At 61.9% G+C, this 18,301-nt stretch carries 16 protein-coding genes; 11 read left to right on the top strand and 5 right to left on the bottom strand.

Annotated features, from left to right (window positions below; translation table 11 throughout):
• Window positions 1-10: 10 nt before the first annotated feature.
• The gene (gene carA, locus AC2FLX_RS12115) at window positions 11-1,177 is read right to left on the bottom strand and encodes a glutamine-hydrolyzing carbamoyl-phosphate synthase small subunit (RefSeq protein ID WP_496809731.1); all 1,167 of its coding nucleotides are present in this window, start codon (window positions 1,175-1,177) and stop codon (window positions 11-13) included.
• Between the two features lie 183 nt (window positions 1,178-1,360).
• Here carA and AC2FLX_RS12110 point away from each other — a divergent pair, with 183 nt between their 5' ends.
• Window positions 1,361-1,843, top strand: coding sequence for a GatB/YqeY domain-containing protein (locus AC2FLX_RS12110; RefSeq protein WP_480748244.1), 483 nt, complete (start codon window positions 1,361-1,363; stop codon window positions 1,841-1,843).
• Between the two features lie 24 nt (window positions 1,844-1,867).
• Here the strand turns inward: AC2FLX_RS12110 and AC2FLX_RS12105 are convergent, their stop codons facing one another.
• The gene (locus tag AC2FLX_RS12105; protein ID WP_480748245.1) at window positions 1,868-2,356 is read right to left on the bottom strand and encodes a DUF2244 domain-containing protein; all 489 of its coding nucleotides are present in this window, start codon (window positions 2,354-2,356) and stop codon (window positions 1,868-1,870) included.
• A gap of 56 nt (window positions 2,357-2,412) precedes the next feature.
• The gene (locus tag AC2FLX_RS12100; protein ID WP_496744669.1) at window positions 2,413-3,012 is read right to left on the bottom strand and encodes a 2-hydroxychromene-2-carboxylate isomerase; all 600 of its coding nucleotides are present in this window, start codon (window positions 3,010-3,012) and stop codon (window positions 2,413-2,415) included.
• Window positions 3,013-3,487: 475 nt separating this feature from the next.
• On the opposite strand from AC2FLX_RS12100, the gene AC2FLX_RS12095 reads away from it, so the two are divergent.
• Complete coding sequence (locus AC2FLX_RS12095; RefSeq protein WP_496809730.1) at window positions 3,488-3,904, top strand: universal stress protein; 417 nt, start codon at window positions 3,488-3,490, stop codon at window positions 3,902-3,904.
• A gap of 46 nt (window positions 3,905-3,950) precedes the next feature.
• On the top strand, window positions 3,951-5,606 hold the full coding sequence (locus tag AC2FLX_RS12090; protein WP_496809729.1) for a BCCT family transporter: 1,656 nt from the start codon (window positions 3,951-3,953) through the stop codon (window positions 5,604-5,606).
• Window positions 5,607-5,760: 154 nt separating this feature from the next.
• On the opposite strand, the gene AC2FLX_RS12085 is transcribed toward AC2FLX_RS12090, so the two are convergent.
• Window positions 5,761-6,684: a LysR substrate-binding domain-containing protein gene (locus AC2FLX_RS12085; RefSeq protein ID WP_496809728.1), complete on the bottom strand. Its 924-nt coding sequence runs from the start codon at window positions 6,682-6,684 to the stop codon at window positions 5,761-5,763.
• Window positions 6,685-6,797: 113 nt separating this feature from the next.
• Here AC2FLX_RS12085 and AC2FLX_RS12080 point away from each other — a divergent pair, with 113 nt between their 5' ends.
• A complete protein-coding gene (locus tag AC2FLX_RS12080; RefSeq protein WP_496809727.1) occupies window positions 6,798-7,733 on the top strand; it encodes a DMT family transporter in 936 nt (311 codons plus the stop codon).
• Between the two features lie 675 nt (window positions 7,734-8,408).
• Here the strand turns inward: AC2FLX_RS12080 and AC2FLX_RS12075 are convergent.
• Window positions 8,409-9,050, bottom strand: a complete 642-nt coding sequence (locus AC2FLX_RS12075; RefSeq protein WP_496744664.1) for a TetR/AcrR family transcriptional regulator — start codon at window positions 9,048-9,050, stop codon at window positions 8,409-8,411.
• A gap of 158 nt (window positions 9,051-9,208) precedes the next feature.
• On the opposite strand from AC2FLX_RS12075, the gene AC2FLX_RS12070 reads away from it, so the two are divergent.
• The 7 genes from AC2FLX_RS12070 to AC2FLX_RS12040 all read left to right on the top strand — a co-directional run bounded on the left by AC2FLX_RS12070 (window position 9,209) and on the right by AC2FLX_RS12040 (window position 17,618).
• A complete protein-coding gene (locus AC2FLX_RS12070; RefSeq protein WP_496809726.1) occupies window positions 9,209-10,621 on the top strand; it encodes an aminotransferase in 1,413 nt (470 codons plus the stop codon).
• Between the two features lie 52 nt (window positions 10,622-10,673).
• Window positions 10,674-11,765 (top strand): polyamine ABC transporter substrate-binding protein, encoded by a 1,092-nt coding sequence (locus AC2FLX_RS12065; protein WP_496744660.1) that lies wholly within the window; start codon window positions 10,674-10,676, stop codon window positions 11,763-11,765.
• Window positions 11,766-11,889: 124 nt separating this feature from the next.
• The gene (locus tag AC2FLX_RS12060; RefSeq protein WP_496806926.1) at window positions 11,890-13,056 is read left to right on the top strand and encodes an ABC transporter ATP-binding protein; all 1,167 of its coding nucleotides are present in this window, start codon (window positions 11,890-11,892) and stop codon (window positions 13,054-13,056) included.
• 10 nt (window positions 13,057-13,066) lie between these two features.
• Window positions 13,067-13,963, top strand: coding sequence for an ABC transporter permease subunit (locus AC2FLX_RS12055; RefSeq protein WP_480748255.1), 897 nt, complete (start codon window positions 13,067-13,069; stop codon window positions 13,961-13,963).
• A complete protein-coding gene (locus AC2FLX_RS12050) occupies window positions 13,960-14,781 on the top strand; it encodes an ABC transporter permease subunit (RefSeq protein ID WP_496809725.1) in 822 nt (273 codons plus the stop codon). Before AC2FLX_RS12055 ends, AC2FLX_RS12050 begins: the two co-directional genes overlap by 4 nt.
• 29 nt (window positions 14,782-14,810) lie before the next feature.
• A complete protein-coding gene (locus tag AC2FLX_RS12045) occupies window positions 14,811-16,238 on the top strand; it encodes an aldehyde dehydrogenase family protein (RefSeq protein ID WP_496809724.1) in 1,428 nt (475 codons plus the stop codon).
• A 27-nt stretch (window positions 16,239-16,265) separates the two neighbouring features.
• Window positions 16,266-17,618 (top strand): NAD(P)/FAD-dependent oxidoreductase, encoded by a 1,353-nt coding sequence (locus AC2FLX_RS12040; RefSeq protein WP_496809723.1) that lies wholly within the window; start codon window positions 16,266-16,268, stop codon window positions 17,616-17,618.
• Window positions 17,619-18,301 lie beyond the last annotated feature (683 nt).

Here is an 18,301-nt window from a genome sequence, read left to right as displayed (position 1 = left end):
TCGCTCGCGCTTATTCTGCGGTCTTGCGGGCAGTCATGGCGGTGGCGAAGCGCTCGAACAGGTAAAAACTGTCCTGCGGACCGGGCGAGGCTTCGGGGTGGTACTGCACCGAATAAACAGGCCGCTCCGCCATGCGGATACCGCAGTTCGAACCGTCGAACAGCGACCGATGGGTTTCGACCACGCCCTCGGGCAGGGTCTGCGCATCCACCGCAAAGCCGTGGTTCATCGAGGTGATCTCGACCTTGCCGGTTTCCAGATCCTTGACCGGATGGTTGGCGCCATGATGGCCGTGGTTCATCTTTATGGTCTGGCCGCCCAGCGCCAGCGCCAGCATCTGATGGCCCAGACAGATGCCGAACACCGGCAGATCGGTGGTGTCCAGGATCTGCTTGATCATCGGCACTGCGTATTCGCCGGTCGCTGCCGGGTCGCCGGGGCCGTTCGACAGGAACACGCCGTCTGGATCATGCGCCAGAACCTCCGCCGCGGTGGCGGTGGCGGGCAGAACGGTGACGTCGCACCCGGCCGAGGCCAGACAGCGCAGGATATTGCGCTTTGCACCGTAATCCAGCGCCACGACCTTGTGCTTGGGCGCTTCCTGACGGGAATAGCCATCGGGCCAGGCCCAGCGCATCTCGTCCCAGCGATAGCTTTGGGCGCAGGTGACCTTCTTGGCCAGGTCCATGCCTTCCAGCCCGGCAAAACCGCGCGCGGCAGCGATCAGCGCCGAGATATCGAACTGACCGTCGGGATCATGCGCCAGCGCCACATGCGGCGCGCCCTGCTGGCGGATCGCGCGGGTCAGGCGGCGGGTGTCGACGCCACCGATGGCGATCCGGCCCCGGCGCTCCAGCCATGTCTTGAGCTCTTCTGCCGCGCGCCAGTTCGACGCCTCGGTCGGGTCCCATTTCACCACCATCCCTTCGGCCACCGGATCGCCGGTCTCGTCATCCTCGGAGTTCACGCCGACATTGCCGATATGCGGAAAGGTAAAGGTCACGATCTGCCCGGCATAAGACGGGTCGGTCATGATCTCCTGATAGCCGGTCATGGCCGTGTTGAAGCACAGCTCGGCCACGGTCTGGCCTGTCGCTCCGAACCCGTGCCCGTAAAACAGCGTTCCATCGGCCAGTGCCAGACATGCGGTGGGCTTGGGCGTGGCGTTCTGGGCCATGGCGCGACTCTCCTGCTGGGTAAATCGGCGCATACCTAAGGGTGTTGCGCCGTCGGGTCAAGTCCGTTCAATTTTTGCGGTATTCATAGATTTCAATGGCTTAGCTGTATTCACCCCCTGTTGTCTCATTCATTCTGTTTCTATATGGTCAGAGTTCCGGATCCATGGGGATGGGCAGAACATATGGATATGCGATCAAGGGTGAACACGGCCCTTAAGCAGGCAATGAAGGACAAGGCGACTGACCGATTGTCGACGCTTCGTCTGATCAACGCGGCAATCAAGGACAGGGATATCGCCACGCGCGGCTCGGGCAATGACGAGGCGCAGGGATGTGGTGACGCGGACGTGCTTGAAATCCTTGGGAAAATGACCAAGCAGCGCAAGGAAAGCGCGCGCGCCTATGAAGAGGGCGGGCGACTGGATCTGGCCGAGCGCGAGCGCCAGGAAATCGAGGTGATCGAGGAATTCCTGCCCAAGCAGCTGGACGATGACGAGGTGACACAGGCCATCAATGCCGCGATCACCGCCACCGGCGCGGGTTCGATCCGCGACATGGGCAAGGTCATGGGCGAGCTCAAGGCGCGCTATACCGGCCAGATGGATTTCGGCAAGGTCGGCCCCATGGTCAAGGACCAGCTCTGCGCCTCGAACGGCGATTGCTGACGACCGGCTTGTTCCGGGGCAGGCTCAGCCCCGGTCGCTGCTCAGTTTCACCAGCAGATCGTCGTACAGCGCGACGCGTTCGTCCTCGGACAGAAACGCGCCGATTTCCACCTCGCGCCCGCCGCCTTTCAGGGTGACATAGTTCGGCACCGGTCCGCCGTGCCGGTGCATCTCGGGGCGCGCCCAATAGCGGTTGCAATGCCATTCCTGCGCCCGCCCGCGCGGATTGTGCCGCACCAGCCGGGCCAGGCTGGGCGTCAGGGTCAGCACTTCCAGCATGCGCCGCTGCCGATAGTTCACTTCCAGCGCCAGCCACAGCCCCAGCACCACCAACAGTGTGAACGGCAGCAATCCCCACAACAGAACCGACCCCAGAACCGCCAGCAAAGGGATCAGCCCCATCGCAAAGATGCTCAGGACGATCGCGATCGCACCGCGCGGCGGCAGTGAATTATGCGGCCACAGATGCAGCTCCTGCACCGATTCCGAGTTCTGTTTCCAGCGATAAGGCATACATAAGAAATAGCATTTCAAGCCCGCCAGTCGAGGGCAATCCTGCGCGCCGGGGATCAGGTCACGTGACCCACCCGCGCCCAGGAAAACGCGTCGTCCAGACGGTCGTCGCCCCAGAACAGCTCGCCCCGTACAACAAAGCTTGGCGCGCCGAACACGCCCTGCGAAACGGCTGTTTCGGTTTCCCGGTCCAGCGCCGCGACCGCCTCCGGTGCGCGCGCTCGCGCCAGAACCGGCATCGGGTCCTGATCGCAACGGTACAGCGCCTCAGACAGCGCGGCCTCGCTTCCCGCCTCCACGCCGTCCTCGAACCAGATGCGATAGAGGTTTTCGGTGAACCGCTCGCCCCAGCCCTCGGACATGCCCAAAAGCGCGACCTGATTGGCCAGCGCCAGATCCGAGATCGGGTAGGGGGCGGGCAGGTGCGCATGCAGGCCGTACTTGGCGGTCCTGCGCTCGATATCGCGCCACATGTAGGCCGATTTGGCCGGTTTACCCGCAAAAGGCACGTTCTGCTGATCGGTCATGACCTTGCGCACATTGAACGGACGCCATCGAACCGTGGCATCGTGTTCCCGGCACCACTCCGGCAGGCGGGTCACCGTCAGAAATGTGTATGTACTTCCAATGGAATACCAAAAATCAATCTCGGGCATGAGCAAACCTCCTGAACGAAGCATGCGGCCAAGGGCAGAATACCCGATTTTCGCCTCTCTGGCTATTTCATGTGCGCCTGCCAAAACCCTGCGCACAGCGAAACCCCGTAGGACGGCATCGCGATTTTCTGCCGTCACGACCAGCCTGCGCAGGACTGATATCGACAGAGAGCAAACAAAGGGTTTACACAATCAGCCGGCGACCCGGATGTAAGCCTGATCCCGGCCCGACCGGGAAACGCGAATATATTGTCGCGATATCAATCAGGTATCCGGCGTATCGGCTCGCACAAACAGCCCGTCCATGTCTGCCTTGAACCCGGCTCGGGGGGCCGGTTTTTGTCAGACCCGCCCAAGTTGTTCTATGCTTGGGGAATCGGTGGGCCACAAAACCGCCGAATTTGGCAGATGACGCGCGGGCGCCGTTTTCAAAAGCCAAGGTCTCACCCGACCCGCGCAGAAGGGAGAGGAAGACTTGTTCAAGCGAATTATGGCGCCGGTGGATCTGGCGCATATCGAGGGGTTGGCGCCCGCACTGGATTGCGCCGCTGATCTCGCCAAACATTACAACGTGCCCATTTCTTATGTCGGCGTGACGTCCTCGGCGCCAAGCTCTGTTGCGCATAATCCCGCAGAGTTCGGGCAAAAGCTGACAGCCTTTGCGCAAGGCCAGGCCGACAAGCACGGCATCGCCGTCGCCGCGCACCCGGTTGTTTCGCATGATCCTGCCATCGACGTGGATGACGCACTGATCCGGGCCATCGACGACACGGGGTCCGACCTTGTCGTCATGGCCAGCCACGTGCCGAACGTCATCGACTATATCTGGCCGTCGAACGGCGGAAAGCTGGCCGAGCACGCAAAATGCTCCGTGATGGTCATACGCGCTTGAGCGGCATGACCCGGTCACGAAACGAAAGGAACATGGGAGGTCGCACATGACCGACGAAAGCGCCAATCAAGGGATTCCCGCACCCGAAGGGTCATCCCACATCATCGAGACCGATTATGAAATCGGTCAGGACAACATTGAAACGACAATCGGGCCGATCGGGCTCGACATTCACAACCCGGTATTCCTGATTTCGGGCCTGTCCATCGTGGCCTTCGTGGCCTACGCGTTGGTGGCACCGACCCAGGCGGGCGAATTTTTCGGCTGGCTGCGGCCTGCGCTGACCTCGACCTTCGATTGGTTTTTCCTGTGGTCGGCCAATATCTTCGTGCTGTTCTGCCTGATGCTGATCGTGACGCCTTATGGCTCGGTCCGCCTTGGCGGCAAGGACGCAACACCGGATTATGGCTATCCGGGCTGGTTCGCGATGCTCTTTGCCGCCGGCATGGGGATCGGCCTGATGTTCTTCGGAGTGCTGGAGCCGGTCTATTATTTCGGCACTCCCTGGGGTGACGAACCGCTTGGGGTCGTGCGCCCCTTCGACGAAAATGGCGTCCTGATCCCGGAAAATGTCGAGGCCGCGCGGCGCATGGCGCTTGCGGCGACCTCCTATCACTGGGCGCTGCACCCCTGGGCGATCTACGCGGTGGTTGCACTTGCGCTGGCGCTGTTCACCTATAACAAGGGCCTGCCGCTGACGATCCGGTCGGCCTTCTATCCGATCTTCGGAGAACGCGTCTGGGGCTGGGTGGGGCATATCATCGACACGCTTGCGGTGTTTGCCACGCTCTTTGGTCTCGCCACATCCCTCGGCTTCGGCGCGCAACAGGCCAATGCCGGGCTCGAATACGTGTTCGGTTTCCCCAACAGCGTGACGGTTCAGGTGATCCTGATCATCGTGATCACGCTCGTCGCCCTTGGCTCGGTGCTTCGCGGCCTCGACGGCGGCGTCAAGGTGCTCTCCGAGATCAACATGGTCATCGCGCTTCTGCTGTTGCTGTTCGTGCTGTTCGCCGCCGGAGTGGGGTCGATCGTGTCCGAGTTCGGCAAGGGCGTCGTGGCATATTTCCAGGAGGTCATCCCGCTGTCTAACCCGCACGGGCGCGAAGACACCGGATACCTGCAGGGCTGGACAGCCTTCTACTGGGCATGGTGGATTTCGTGGTCGCCGTTTGTCGGCATGTTCATCGCCCGCGTCAGCCGTGGCCGCACGGTACGCGAATTCGTGATCTGCGTGCTGCTGATCCCGTCCTTTGTCTGCATGTTCTGGATGGCGGTATTCGGCGGCGCGGCAATCGAACAGGTCATCGCCGACCCGGCCGGCAGCGCCGTCAAGGCCCAGGTGATCGACAGCTATAACCCGCCGTTGTCACTGTTCGCGATGCTGGGAAGCCTGCCGATGGCGGGGATCACCTCGGTCATTGGCATCGTGCTGGTCATCGTGTTCTTTGTCACCTCGTCCGATTCCGGCTCGCTGGTGATCGACACGATCACCGCTGGCGGCAAGATCGACGCCCCGATCCCCCAACGGGTGTTCTGGTGCACGTTCGAGGGCCTGGTTGCCATCGCGCTGCTGATCGGCGGCGGTCTGGGGGCCTTGCAGGCCATGGTCATCTCGACCGGTCTGCCCTTTACCGTGATCCTGCTTCTGATCTGCTGGGCAATCTTCAAGGGGCTGGTGCAAGAGCGACAGTCGCTCTGACGCTGGCACCGCACGCGACCAACAAAGGAAGGCCGCCCGCAAAGGCCGGCCTTTCAGCGCGGGCAGAACCGCGACCGTGTTCCGGAGATGACCAGCCTGACAAAGCAGAGCCCGGATATTGTGGACATGCACGAGGCGCATATTTGATCGGTTGCTACGGTGCGCTCAAAAGTGATGCCGCCACTTCCGCCATCAGCCATTCACGCAAGGCAGAGAGCCCTGGATCATCCTCTTCGCCTTGCCGATGCACAAGGTCGTAACCTCTCCCGGCCGGCAAGCTGATTTGTGGGAACAGTTTCACCAGCCGGCCGGCAGAGACGTCCTCGGAAACCAGCACGCTCCGCCCAAGTGCGACCCCCTCGCCACGCAGCGCCGCCTCAATGGTGAGGCTGCCGTGACTCAATGTCGGTCCCCGACCACGAGCGCCCTCGACCCCGGCGGCGGCAAACCAACGTTCCCAATTTGGCAGACTGCTATCGTCGTGCAGAACGCGGCTCTCGTTCAGCAACGTGCAACCGAGCAGATCCGCCGGGATCGAAAGCCCGCCCATGCGCGCCCGATAGTCGGGGCTGCAGACCGGGCTCATGGTCTCGTCGAGAATCCTCTCTGTCGCGGTGCCCGGATAGTTTCCGGTGCCATAGCGCAGCGCGGCATCCACACGGCCGTCGGACAGATCGATATTCACGTCGCTGACTTCAAGCCGGATATCAACATCCGGCAGCCGCGCCATCAGCCGGTGCAGGCGCGGGGCGAACCACTTGCTGGCAAAAGAGACACTCGTGCTAATCGTCAGCCGCGGGGCGTCGTCCCGTGTGCGCAAGCGTTCTGCTTCGCGGATAAGGTCCGCCAGCGCCCGGCTGACCACCTGATGGAACGCCGCTCCTTCCTCGGTCAAAGCAATGCGCCGCGTCATGCGCCGGAACAGCGCGACGTTCAGATCGTCTTCCAACGACTGGATCTGTCGGCTGATCGCGCCGGGAGTAAGGTTCAACTCCTGCGCCGCCAGCGCCATGCTCAACAGACGACCTGCGGCTTCAAAGGCACGCAGGGTCTGCAAGGGTGGGGGTCGGACGGGCATGGCGGTCTCATGATTGCATTTCCTTCAATCATAGACGTCAAACAATTCGTTTGTCAGCATCAGCCTTCGCATTCAATAAGTGATCTGAGAGCAATCTTTTTCAAGAAACTAACATGACGATCACCACCCCGGAAACGCCCGCACTGCCGCTTGCGTCCCTCGTCGACCGTCTTTCGCCCCTCAGCGTCGGGGGGATGTTGCTTCTGGCGGTGCTCTGGGGCCTGTCGATCCCGATCACCAAGCTGGGCCTCGACACCATGCCGCCAATAGCGTTCACCGCATTGCGCTTCGCCTTCGCCGTACCATTCCTGTTTCTCTTCGCCATCGGGCGGCACAGGATTCCGCTCACCGCCCTGCCGAAAGTCGCGGCGCTCGGGTTCGTCGGGATCGGGATCGGCAACCTGTCGCAATCCTTCGGCGTCGACGGAACCTCTGCTTCGGTCAGCACCATCGTTTCTGCTACCATCCCGGTCTTTGTCGTTATCCTCGCGGCACTGCGGCTTGGCCAGCCGGTCAACATGGTGCAGCAGTTCGGGCTGGTAGCAGCCTTCGCGGGTGTCGCACTGGTGGCGTTCGGTCAAAATGACGGTGTGGGTGCTGCGGCGCAAACGACCATGACAGGCGTGGCGCTCGTTCTGCTGTCGGCAGTGGCCATAGCCCTGTACTATGTCTGGAGCGTCGAATTGGCGGCGCGCCACGGCACCGTCACGGTCGTGATCTGGAGCACGCTGGCCGGATTCCTCGCCCTCCTGCCATTCACGGCGTGGGAAGTTGCGACCACCCCCTTCAACGTGACAGCTGTCTCCATCGCCGCGGCAATCTATCTTGGCCTGCTCGTGTCGGCTGTCGGCCTGTTTCTCTGGCTATGGCTCCTGCGCACCGTTCCGGCCCGTGTGGCGGCCAGTGTGCAATTCCTGCAACCGGTATTCGGCGTCGGCGCCTCGGCAGTCATGTTTGGCGACCGTATGGGCCCCTTGTTCATGACCGGGGTCATATTGGTTCTGTCGGGGGTCGGGCTGTCAATCGTCACCGGGCGAAGGACGCGCTAGGGTCATAGCCTCGGGTCGACCCTTTGACCCTTCATTGGGGATTTGGGTCCTGGGCTGCCAACCGCCAAATTGCACTACCAGGCCACACCCAGCAAAGAAAAACCCCGCCGGAGAACCGGCGGGATTTTCTGTCTGTTTCACCTGAAAGGGATCAGTGCGCGTGGCCCTTGTCCCGGTCTGCCTGCTTGGGCAGGATCTCGAACGTGCATTCGGGAAGGGCGGCTCCGCGGACAGACCTGCCGGTCGGTCTTCACACTCAAGAGGCTGGTATATGCGGTTTGCGACCGTGTCGCACATCGACTGAGTCGGCGGCTGAGGATTTGCTGTGGGTGGGAACAAGACCATGAGATTGGCTCGAAACCGGCCCTTCAAGCAGGAAGTAACCGACTGAAAGACTCAGATGACGGCAGGGAGCCCAAATTACCGAATGCTGCGCGAGATAGGAAAGGATAGGAAGCGCGAAAAGCCGCTATTGGCCGAAGTGGCTTCGGCCAAACTGGGCATCCAACGCCCACGGGGTTTCGGCGGTGCGACTTCGCCAAAGCGGACATTTTGAAGTTTTGGATGATGGAGTTTTGGCGTTAAGATAGGCGTTTGGATATCCATATTGCAGCTCATAATCTCGCTTGTACTGCCCCCTTTTGCAAAAAAAGGCGGCCCGCCCGCGCTTTCTGTTCAGAAGTATCCGGGAAAGAATGCGCGGGCAGTGGTCCGGCAGATTTCTACCGCATTTTCCCTGCTGAACTCGTCGGGGTGGGCGTGAAAGTCGGTCCATAACCCTTCCAGTAGCGACATGATGGCCATGGCGACCTTCTCGGGATCGCCTTGGGTGCCGCATACTTCGCACAGAACCTTGCAGCAACTGCGCACATGGTCGTGCAGGTCAGTTCCGCGGGTGTCGGTATAGCCGGTTCCAGGCGCTTGCAAATCAGGTTCGGCGCGAAAGGCAAAGGTCAGCCGGGCACTGCGTCTGTTCAAAACCGCTTCGGAAAAGTCCGTCGCAAACAGCGCCTGCAGACGGGCTGCTGCATCTTCCGGCGTACTGACCTCTTGCGGTGTTTGGCTGGTAAAACTCTGCCAAGCGTCATTGTACTCCTGAGTCATATGAATGGCGAGCGCGCGAATCAGGTTGTCCTTGGACTGGAAGTGCAGGTTGATCATGCCGCGCGACAGGCCTGATTCTTCCTGGATACGGCTGATTGTGGTGCCGCTGACCCCATACTTCAGGATTACGTTAGCGGTTGCATCAAGCAGCACCTCCCGGTGCAGGTCCTTGTCGACCTTCCGCTTTTTCTTTGTTTCTTCTGCATTTGCCATCTGCCTGCCCCTCTTTCGCTGCCGGCTGGCCCGCCGCCGTTCCGGCACTTTGCACGGAATTGCATCAAATTTCCATCGACAATGAACGATCATTCACTTATGCCCTTACTGTATGAACGTTCATTCAAAATTTGTAGCTATTCCGGACAGAGAGCAAGATGACCAAACTTGGAAACGACTTCGAAAACTTCAAAACCTGGGACAAGGAGAATTACTTCCATCCATGGGAAGGGCTGGAAGTCCAGGGTCCCGGAAAAGCCGACAGGACGTTCAGCGAGTATGCCGAAGGCATCTATGTCTATGACGAGCACGGCAACAAGGTGATCGACGGGCCGGGCGGCATGTGGTGCATGCAGCTGGGCTACGGCAACACCGAGATCGCTGATGCGATGGCGGTGCAGGCCCGCAAGATGGCCTATTGCTCCCCCTTCTCCGAGGCCACGTCGGTAAGCGCCGAGTTTGCCCACGCAATTGCCGAACGGGCGCCGGGCGATCTCAACCGGGTCTATTTCACCACCGGCGGCTCCACCGCGGTGGATACCGCCATCCGCTTTGTCCACTTCCGCAACAACCTGCTGGGCAAACCGTTAAAGAAGCGGATCATCACCCGGGCGCATGCCTATCACGGCGGCACCTATCTGACAGCCTCGCTCAGCGGCAAGCCGAGCGAGCGCCAGTGGTTCGACACCGACCAGATCATTCCCCATTTCCTGCCAGACGTGAACGCCTTCCGCCGCCCCGCAGGTATGAGCATCGAAGCCTTCCTGGATGAAAAGGTTGCGGATCTGGAAAACGCCATTCTGGAGCTCGGCGCAGACAATGTCGCCGCCTTCATTGCCGAGCCGCTGCTGGGCTCCGGCGGCGTGATCGTGCCGCCCGCGGGTTACCATGGCCGCTGTCTGGAACTCTGCCGCAAATATGACGTGCTCTATATCTCCGACGAGGTCGTCACCGGCTTTGGCCGCCTGGGCCACTGGTTCGCATCGGAGGACCTGTTCGGCATCACCCCCGATATCATCACCTGCGCCAAGGGGTTGACCTCTGGCTATGCGCCGATGGGGGCCGCGATCTTCTCCGACCGGCTGTTCAAGGACATCGAGGGCGATGTGTCCAAGGACGTCTATTTCACCAGCGGCTACACCTATTCCGGCCACCCGGTCTGTGCCGCCGCGGGCCTCAAGAACATCGAAATCTTCGAGCGCGACGGCATCCTGGAACACGTCCGCAAGGTGACCCCGCATTTCCAGAAACGCCTGCAGCAGCTGCTGGAGCTGCCGCTGATCGTGGATGTGCGCGGCATGGGGCTGGTAGGCTGCATCGAATGCACCCTGACTCGCAACGGCAAACCCAGCCCCGAAATCGACGCCACCATCGGTTCAGTGATTGATGCCCGCTGCCAGGAACTGGGCCTGATGGTCCGCCCCTATGGCAACATGGCGATCTTCTCGCCGCCGCTGGTGATCACCGAGGCGCAGATCGACGACATGTTCGACATTCTTACCGAAGGCGTTGAACGCGCGACCCGGGAGCTGCTGGGCCAAGGCCTGGAGCTGGAGACAATGCGGGCCTGAGGCCCGCGCCCCCCAAAAAGAAACGGACAGAACCCCAACACAGGAGGGAACCATGAAGACCAAGCTGACAATCAGCCTGCTGGCCGCAACGGCTGCAATCTGGGGTGCCGCCGCGGCGGCAGAGGGCGAACTGGTGATCTATAACTGGAGCGACTACCTGGATCCGGCGATCATCGAAGCCTTTGAAGCGGAAACCGGCATCGATGTCACCTATGACACCTATGATTCCAACGCCATGCTGGAGACCAAAGTACTGGCGGGCAGCTCCGGCTACGACATCATCGTTCCTTCCTCCACCGGCACCGCGCGGCTGATCTCGGCCGGCGTGCTGCAGAAGATCGACAAGTCCAAGATCCCCAACCTGCAGCACGTCTGGCCCAAGATCGCCGGGCTGATCGAGACCTTCGACCCCGGCAACGAATACCTGGTGCCCTACAACTGGTGGACCTTCGGCATCGCCTATAACACCGGCAAGCTGGAGGAGCGGCTGGGCGCCGGCTTTCCCAAGTCCTGGGACCTGCTGTTCGATCCGGAGATTTCCAGCAAGCTGGCCGATTGCAGCGTGATGATCGCAGACTCGCCCACCGACGTGATCGGCGCCGCGCTTATCGACATGGGCGAAGACCCGAATACCAGCGACAAGGACCGGATCACCGCCGCTGGGGAGCATATCGGTGCGATCCGCGGCAATATCGCCCAGATTTCCACCGACGGCATGATCGGCGCCCTGTCCGACGGCGACGCCTGCCTCGGGTTGACCTGGAGCGGCGATGCCTATTGGGCGGCAGACGGCGCCAAAGAAGCCGGCAATGGCGTCACCCTGGAATACATCATCCCGGAGGAAGGCACGCTGCTGGACTTTGACGGCCTTGCCATCCTGGCCGATGCCAAGAACGTGGATGAGGCCCATGCCTTCCTGAACTACCTGATGCAGCCAGCGGTCTCGGCGCAGAACGCCAACTTCATCCGCTACGGCAGCGCCAACCTCACCGCTCAGGCTGAGATCGACCCTGAGCTGATCAGCAACCCCGCCGTCTATCCGACTGAGGCGACGATGGAGATGCTGACAACTCCGGTGCTGCAGGACCGCAAGACCGAGCGTCTCTACACGCGCACCTGGTCAAAGGTTCGCACAGGCCAGTAAGCCCCGGCGCGGCTTCCGAGCCGCGCCATTCCAGCCCTGCTGCGGCCTGGGCCGCGCATCAATTGCCCTGCCGCAGCAAACACTCACATCGCGGCAGGGACTTGCAACAGGGGAACTTGCACCAATGAATTCCCATCATCCGGCCAGTGCCGCCGCCGCGCGGGTCGAACCCACCAGTCCGCAGGCACCCACCCGCCCGCCGCTGATCCGCTTCGAGAATGTAACCAAGACCTTTGGCAGCTTCACCGCAATCTCGGATCTGAACCTGGACATTCATGAGCGCGAGTTCTTCTCTCTCCTCGGTCCTTCCGGATGCGGCAAGACCACGATGATGCGGCTGCTGGCCGGCTTTGAGGAAGTGACCTCAGGCCGCATCCTTTTGGACGGGCAGGACCTGACCGGCATTCCTGCGAACCGTCGCCCGATCAACATGATGTTCCAGTCCTACGCGCTGTTTCCGCATATGTCGGTGGCGAAGAACATCGGGTTCGGCCTGAAACAGGAGCGCTGGAAGAAACGCGACATCCAGGACCGGGTCGACGAGATGCTGGCACTCGTACAGCTCGAAGGCTATGCCGACCGCAGACCGCATCAGCTGTCCGGCGGCCAAATGCAGCGGGTGGCGCTGGCGCGCTCGCTGGCCAAGAAACCCAAGGTGCTGCTGCTGGACGAGCCGCTGGGCGCGCTCGACAAAAAGCTGCGCGAGGAAACCCAGTTCCAGCTGATGGACGTGCAGGACCGGCTGGGTCTCACCTTTATCATCGTCACCCACGATCAGGACGAGGCGATGACCGTATCCTCGCGTATCGCAGTGATGAAGGCGGGTAAGTTGTTGCAAACCGATACCCCCACACGGATTTACGAGCATCCGGTGTCCAGCTATGTTGCTGATTTCATTGGCAACGTGAACCTGATTGATATCGAATTGGCGGGCATGGAGGGCGAACTGGCGCTGGCCCGCTGGGATGGCGGCACCCGGCTGGCGATCCGCCCGCAGCCCGAGGATGTGCTGATCCCCGGCACCCGCAAGACGCTGGTGCTGCGCCCGGAGAAGATTCACGTTACCAAGGACCAGCCTGAGCAAGCCTTCAATGTGAACATGGTTGAGGGCACGGTGGAAGAGATCTCCTATATCGGCAGCGCCTCTACCTTCCTGGTGCGGCTGGACGGAGGGATGCTGATCCGCGCGCAGGAGGCCAACCGGCTGCTGACCTCGCGCCGCGGCATCGACTGGAACGACCGGGTCTGGCTCAGCTGGCGCGCAGGCGCCTGCGTGTTGGTGGATGAATGAGGGGCCGGCCATGAACACCCCCCGCAAGCTTCTGATCCTGACGCCCTATCTGTGGCTGGGCCTGTTCTTCCTGGTGCCCTTCCTGATTGTCATCAAGATTGCTTTGTCGGACTCGGTCACCGCCAGCCCGCCCTATGCCCCGACGTTCAGCCTCGATGAGGGGCTTGCCGGCCTGCGCGCGTCCTTCGCGGCGCTGGACTTCGAGAATTTCGTCTGGCTGGCCGAGGATGGCATCTATCTCAAGGCCTATCTCAACAGCGTGAAGGTCGCCGCCATCGCAACGCTGCTCACCCTTACAATCGGCTATCCGGTGGCCTATGCCATGGCCAAGGCGCCGCAGGACTGGCGCAAGACGTTGCTGCTGCTGGTCATCTTGCCGTTCTGGACCAGCTTCCTGATCCGCATCTATGCCTGGATCGGCATCCTGAAGAACGAGGGCTTCCTGAATCTTGCGCTGATGAAGCTTGGCATCATCAGCCAGCCGTTGGCGATCATGCACACCGAAATCGCGGTCTATATCGGCATTGTCTATTCCTACCTGCCGTTCATGATCCTGCCGCTTTACGCCTCGCTGGAACGGATCGACGGACGGCTGCTGGAGGCAGCCGAGGATCTGGGCTGCGGCGCCTTTGCGGCCTTCCGCCAGATCACCTTGCCGCTGTCGCTGCCTGGGGTGGTTGCCGGTTGCTTCCTGGTCTTCATCCCGGCGATTGGCGAATTCGTGATCCCCGACCTTCTGGGCGGCTCCGGCACGCTGATGATCGGCAAGACCCTGTGGCTCGAGTTTTTCTCCAACCGCGACTGGGGCGTTGCGGCGGCGGTGGCCATTGTGCTGCTGACCATCCTGATCGTGCCCATCGTGCTGTTCCAGCGCCACCAGCAGAAACATCAGGAGGACCTGGGATGATCCGCCGTTTCAACATGTTCAACCTGACCTCTCTGACCTTCGGCCTGGCCTTCCTGTACCTGCCGCTCCTGCTGGTGGTGATCTATTCCTTCAACGACTCCCGCCTGGTCACTGTCTGGGGCGGCTTCAGCACCAGATGGTACGGCATCGTTCTGAACAACGACGCCTATCTGGAGGCCGCCTGGATCACCCTGCGCATCGCCTTTGTGTCGGCCACGCTGGCCACGGTGCTGGGTACGCTGAGCGCGGTTGTCATGGTGCGTGCGGGATCTTTTCCGGGCCGCACGCTGTTTTCGGGCATGATCTTTGCGCCGCTGGTGATGCCGGAGGTGGTGACCGGCCTGTCACTCCTCTTGCTGTTCGTCGCCGTCGGCCTCGACCGCGGCTTCTGGACCATCACCATCGCCCATGCGACCTTTGCCATGTGCTATGCCTCGGTGGTGGTCTCGTCCCGGCTGGCCAGCTTCGACCGGTCGCTGGAGGATGCGGCGCTGGACCTCGGCTGCACCCCGATCTCGGCCTTCCGCCAGGTGACTCTGCCGGTGATCGCGCCTGCGGTGATCTCGGCCTGGCTGCTTTCGTTCACCCTGTCGCTTGACGACCTGGTGATTGCCACCTTCACCTCCGGCCCCGGCTCCACCACCCTGCCGATGAAGCTCTATTCCTCCGTACGACTGGGGGTCTCGCCGGAGATCAACGCGCTCTCCTCCATGCTGATCGGCATCGTCACCCTGGGTGTCATCACCGCCTCGCTGGTCAACCGCCGGCAGGAACGCCGCCAGCAGCAGGAACACCGCGCGGCAACCGCCGCCGCGTGACACGCACTCAAACAAAATTGGATACGGCAATGCAGTACAACATGTCCCAGTTCTATATCGGCGGCAGCTGGACCGCCCCCGCCGGCAGTGGCGCGGTTGACGTGATCAACCCCGCCACCGAACAGTCCCTTGGCCAACTCGCGCTTGGCAGCGAAGATGACGTTGATGCCGCCGTGGCCGCAGCCAAGGCTGCGCTGCCCGGCTTTGCCGCCACCAGCCGCGAGGACCGCATTGCGCTCCTCGAACGGGTGCTGGAGGTCTACACCGCCCGCGTTGATGAATTCGCAGAAGCCATCTCGTTGGAGATGGGCGCCCCGATCACCATGTCGCGCGAGATGCAGGCGCAGGTCGGCATTGACCACCTGGAGGCCATCATCGCCGATCTGAAGACGCTCGATTTCGAGGAAACCCTGCCCAACGGCGACACGCTGGTGCGGATGCCGGCTGGCGTCTGCGGGCTGATCACGCCCTGGAACTGGCCAATCAACCAGATCGTGCTGAAAGTGGGGCCTGCACTGGCCGCAGGCTGCACCATGGTGCTGAAACCCTCCGAACTGACACCGCTGTCGGCGATTCTCTATGCCGAGGTGCTGCACGACGCCGGCGTGCCCGCAGGCGTCTTCAACCTGGTCCACGGCGAAGGCCCGGTGGTGGGCGCCGCGCTGTCACGCCACCCGGATATCGCCATGATGTCCTTCACCGGCTCCACCCGTGGCGGTGTCGCGGTGACACGGGATGCGGCGGAAACCGTCAAGAAGGTGGCGTTGGAGCTGGGCGGAAAATCCCCCAATCTGGTGTTTGCCGACTGCGATCTGGAAACCGCCATAGCCGAAGGGGTGGAGGCCTGTTTCATCAACACAGGCCAAAGTTGCGACGCCGCCACCCGGATGCTGGTGGAGCGCAGCGTCTATGGTCGCGCGGTGGAGTTGGCGCAGGCCAAGGCGGCAACGATGTCCGTGGGCACCCCGACGGAGCCGGGCGATCACATGGGTCCACTGTCCAGCGCGCAGCAATACGCCCGCGTGCAGGAGATGATCGAGGCAGGCGTCGCCGAAGGCGCGCGGTTAGTGGCCGGCGGCCCCGGCAAGCCGGAAGGCTTCGAGACCGGTTACTACGCCCAACCCACGGTTTTGGCTGACGTGAACAACACAATGCGCATTGCGCAGGAAGAGATTTTTGGTCCGGTGCTGGTGATGATCCCCTTCGACAGCGAGGAAGAAGCCATCGCCATCGCCAATGACACACCCTACGGCCTGTCGGCCTATGTGCAGACCGGTGACAGCGCCCGCGCAGGCCGCGTTGCCCGTGCCCTGCAGTCCGGCATGGTGAACGTGAACGGCGCTTTCCTTGGCGCAGGCTCCCCCTTCGGCGGGGTCAAAATGTCGGGGATCGGGCGCGAGGGCGGCCGCGAAGGCATCCTCGAATTCCTCGAAACCAAGGTGATCGCCGCTCCTTGACTGGGGCCGCAAGAACGGACCAGCGCCATGAAGAACCTCCGCCGCATCTACGACGCCCACGCCTACGACACCGAAGTCCCGGTCGACAGCTACTGGGAGGCCACGCTGCCCGCCGCCCCTGCCTGTCCCGCGCTGGACGGCGACCGGCGCGTGGGTGTCGCGATAATTGGTGCCGGCTACACTGGCCTCAGCGCGGCACTGCATCTGGCCCGCGACCATAGCGACGCGCCGCTGGTGATCGACGCAGCCCAGCCCGGCTGGGGCGCCTCGGGGCGCAATGCCGGCTTCTGCGGCTTCGGCGGTGCCATGCTGGGCAACAGCGCCATCATCCGCCGCTTCGGCGAGGGCGGCCTGCGCGCCTTTTACAGCGCCCAGAAGGAGGCGGTTGCGCTGGTCCGCGATCTCACCTCGTCCAGCGGCATCGAGGCGGAGGCGCAGGAGGACGGTGAATACTGCCTGGCCCACAGCCCCCGCGCGGCGCGCGCCCTGCCGGAAGTGGCCGCGGGCCTCAGCCGCTATGCCGGGGTGGACTGCCCGGTTCTGTCTGCCGAAGAGATGCGCCAGGAAGGCCTGCACGGCGATGGGTTCTACGGCGGGTTTTTACTGCCCCATGGTTTCGGCCTGAATCCGGGTAAATACGTGGGCGGACTGGCCCGCCTGGCGCAGCAGGCCGGCACCGTGATCCACGGTGACACCCCGGCGCTCTCGGTACGGGAGGAGCCCGACGGCACTTACATTATTGAAACGCCATCAGGCCGGGTCCAGGCCGACAAGCTGATCATCGCCAGCAATGGCTACAGCAGCGACAACCTGCCGAACTGGCTGCGCGGGCGCTACCTGCCGGTGGTTTCGCACATCATGGTGACGCGCCCCCTCACCGAAGCCGAGAAACAGGCACAGGGCTGGACCACCCGGCGTATCGCCTATGACACTCGCAACCTGCTGCACTACTTCCGCCTGCTGCCGGACAACCGGGTGCTATTCGGGATGCGCGGCACCAGCAACATCACCCCCGGCTCCACGCTGCAGATGAAGCGCCAGATTCGCCGGGATTTTGAGGCGATGTTCCCGGCCCTGGCCACAGCAGAAACCGAATACCACTGGAGCGGCCTGGTTTGCCTGACCCGCGGCCTGACACCTTATGTCGGTCAGATCGGAGACTGGCAGCGCGCCTGGACCGGTTTCGGCTATCACGGCGGTGGCGTGGCCATGGCGACCTATACCGGTCGGCTGCTTGCGGGATTTGCGGCCGGCAAACCCTGCAGTTCCCCCTTGCCGCAGCTAATGCAGGCAGAACCTGCAACCTTCCCCCTCCCGGGGTTCCGCCGCCTTATCCTGCCCCTAGCGTACACCTGCTACGGCGTCATGGATCTGCATTAGGAATTCTCATTTCCGTCGACCGACAATGCTCCCCATCCCTTGATGGGAATGATCCAAGTGAGACCTGCTCTCAATTCATTTTTCGCTTCAAAAATTGTTAAGCCTGTCGAACACTGGCTTCAGGAGCAATGGTGCGGATAGCTGCATGAGTTCTTGCCTGCATAGAGCATCGCAACCAGTGCTAACTACGAATGTCCACTCCGGCAGTCGTCCACCATTGCATTTGCAACTAGAGTGAACGACCGCCGCCCTCCCTTTCAACGGATCGCCGCAGGCAATATGGGCAGTTTGCTGCCTTTGAAGCAGCTCGCAGCGAATTTTCACTTTGTCCTGTGTGGATGGCTCCTGAAAAGCAAGACATTTTTGAGGTGATTTGCATTTTGTCAGAAGCGGTCTTGTCTTCGGCCTTTGGACGCGGTGCACGTGACCGCTGGCCCTGATGGTTTCCGCGACCCAAGTCCCCATCCTCGCAAACGGACATGGATTGTCCTGGACAAAGCCCGGGGTATCTTGGGATTGCGGCTGACTCGTTTGCCATCACTTCATTGGTCTTGCTGTCTCAGTTTCTGTTACTTTCGATGTCAGACTGTCCTGATCCTGTAGGGTTCGTTGCGCGTGAGCACCGCCCAGATTATCCGCGCCGTTTTGTTTGCCATCGCCACAGCTGCAAGCTTGGCAGGTTT

The sequence above is a fragment of the Ruegeria sp. YKSF57 genome, from assembly GCF_059612585.1.
This window is presented reverse-complemented; position numbering and strand designations above follow the sequence as displayed.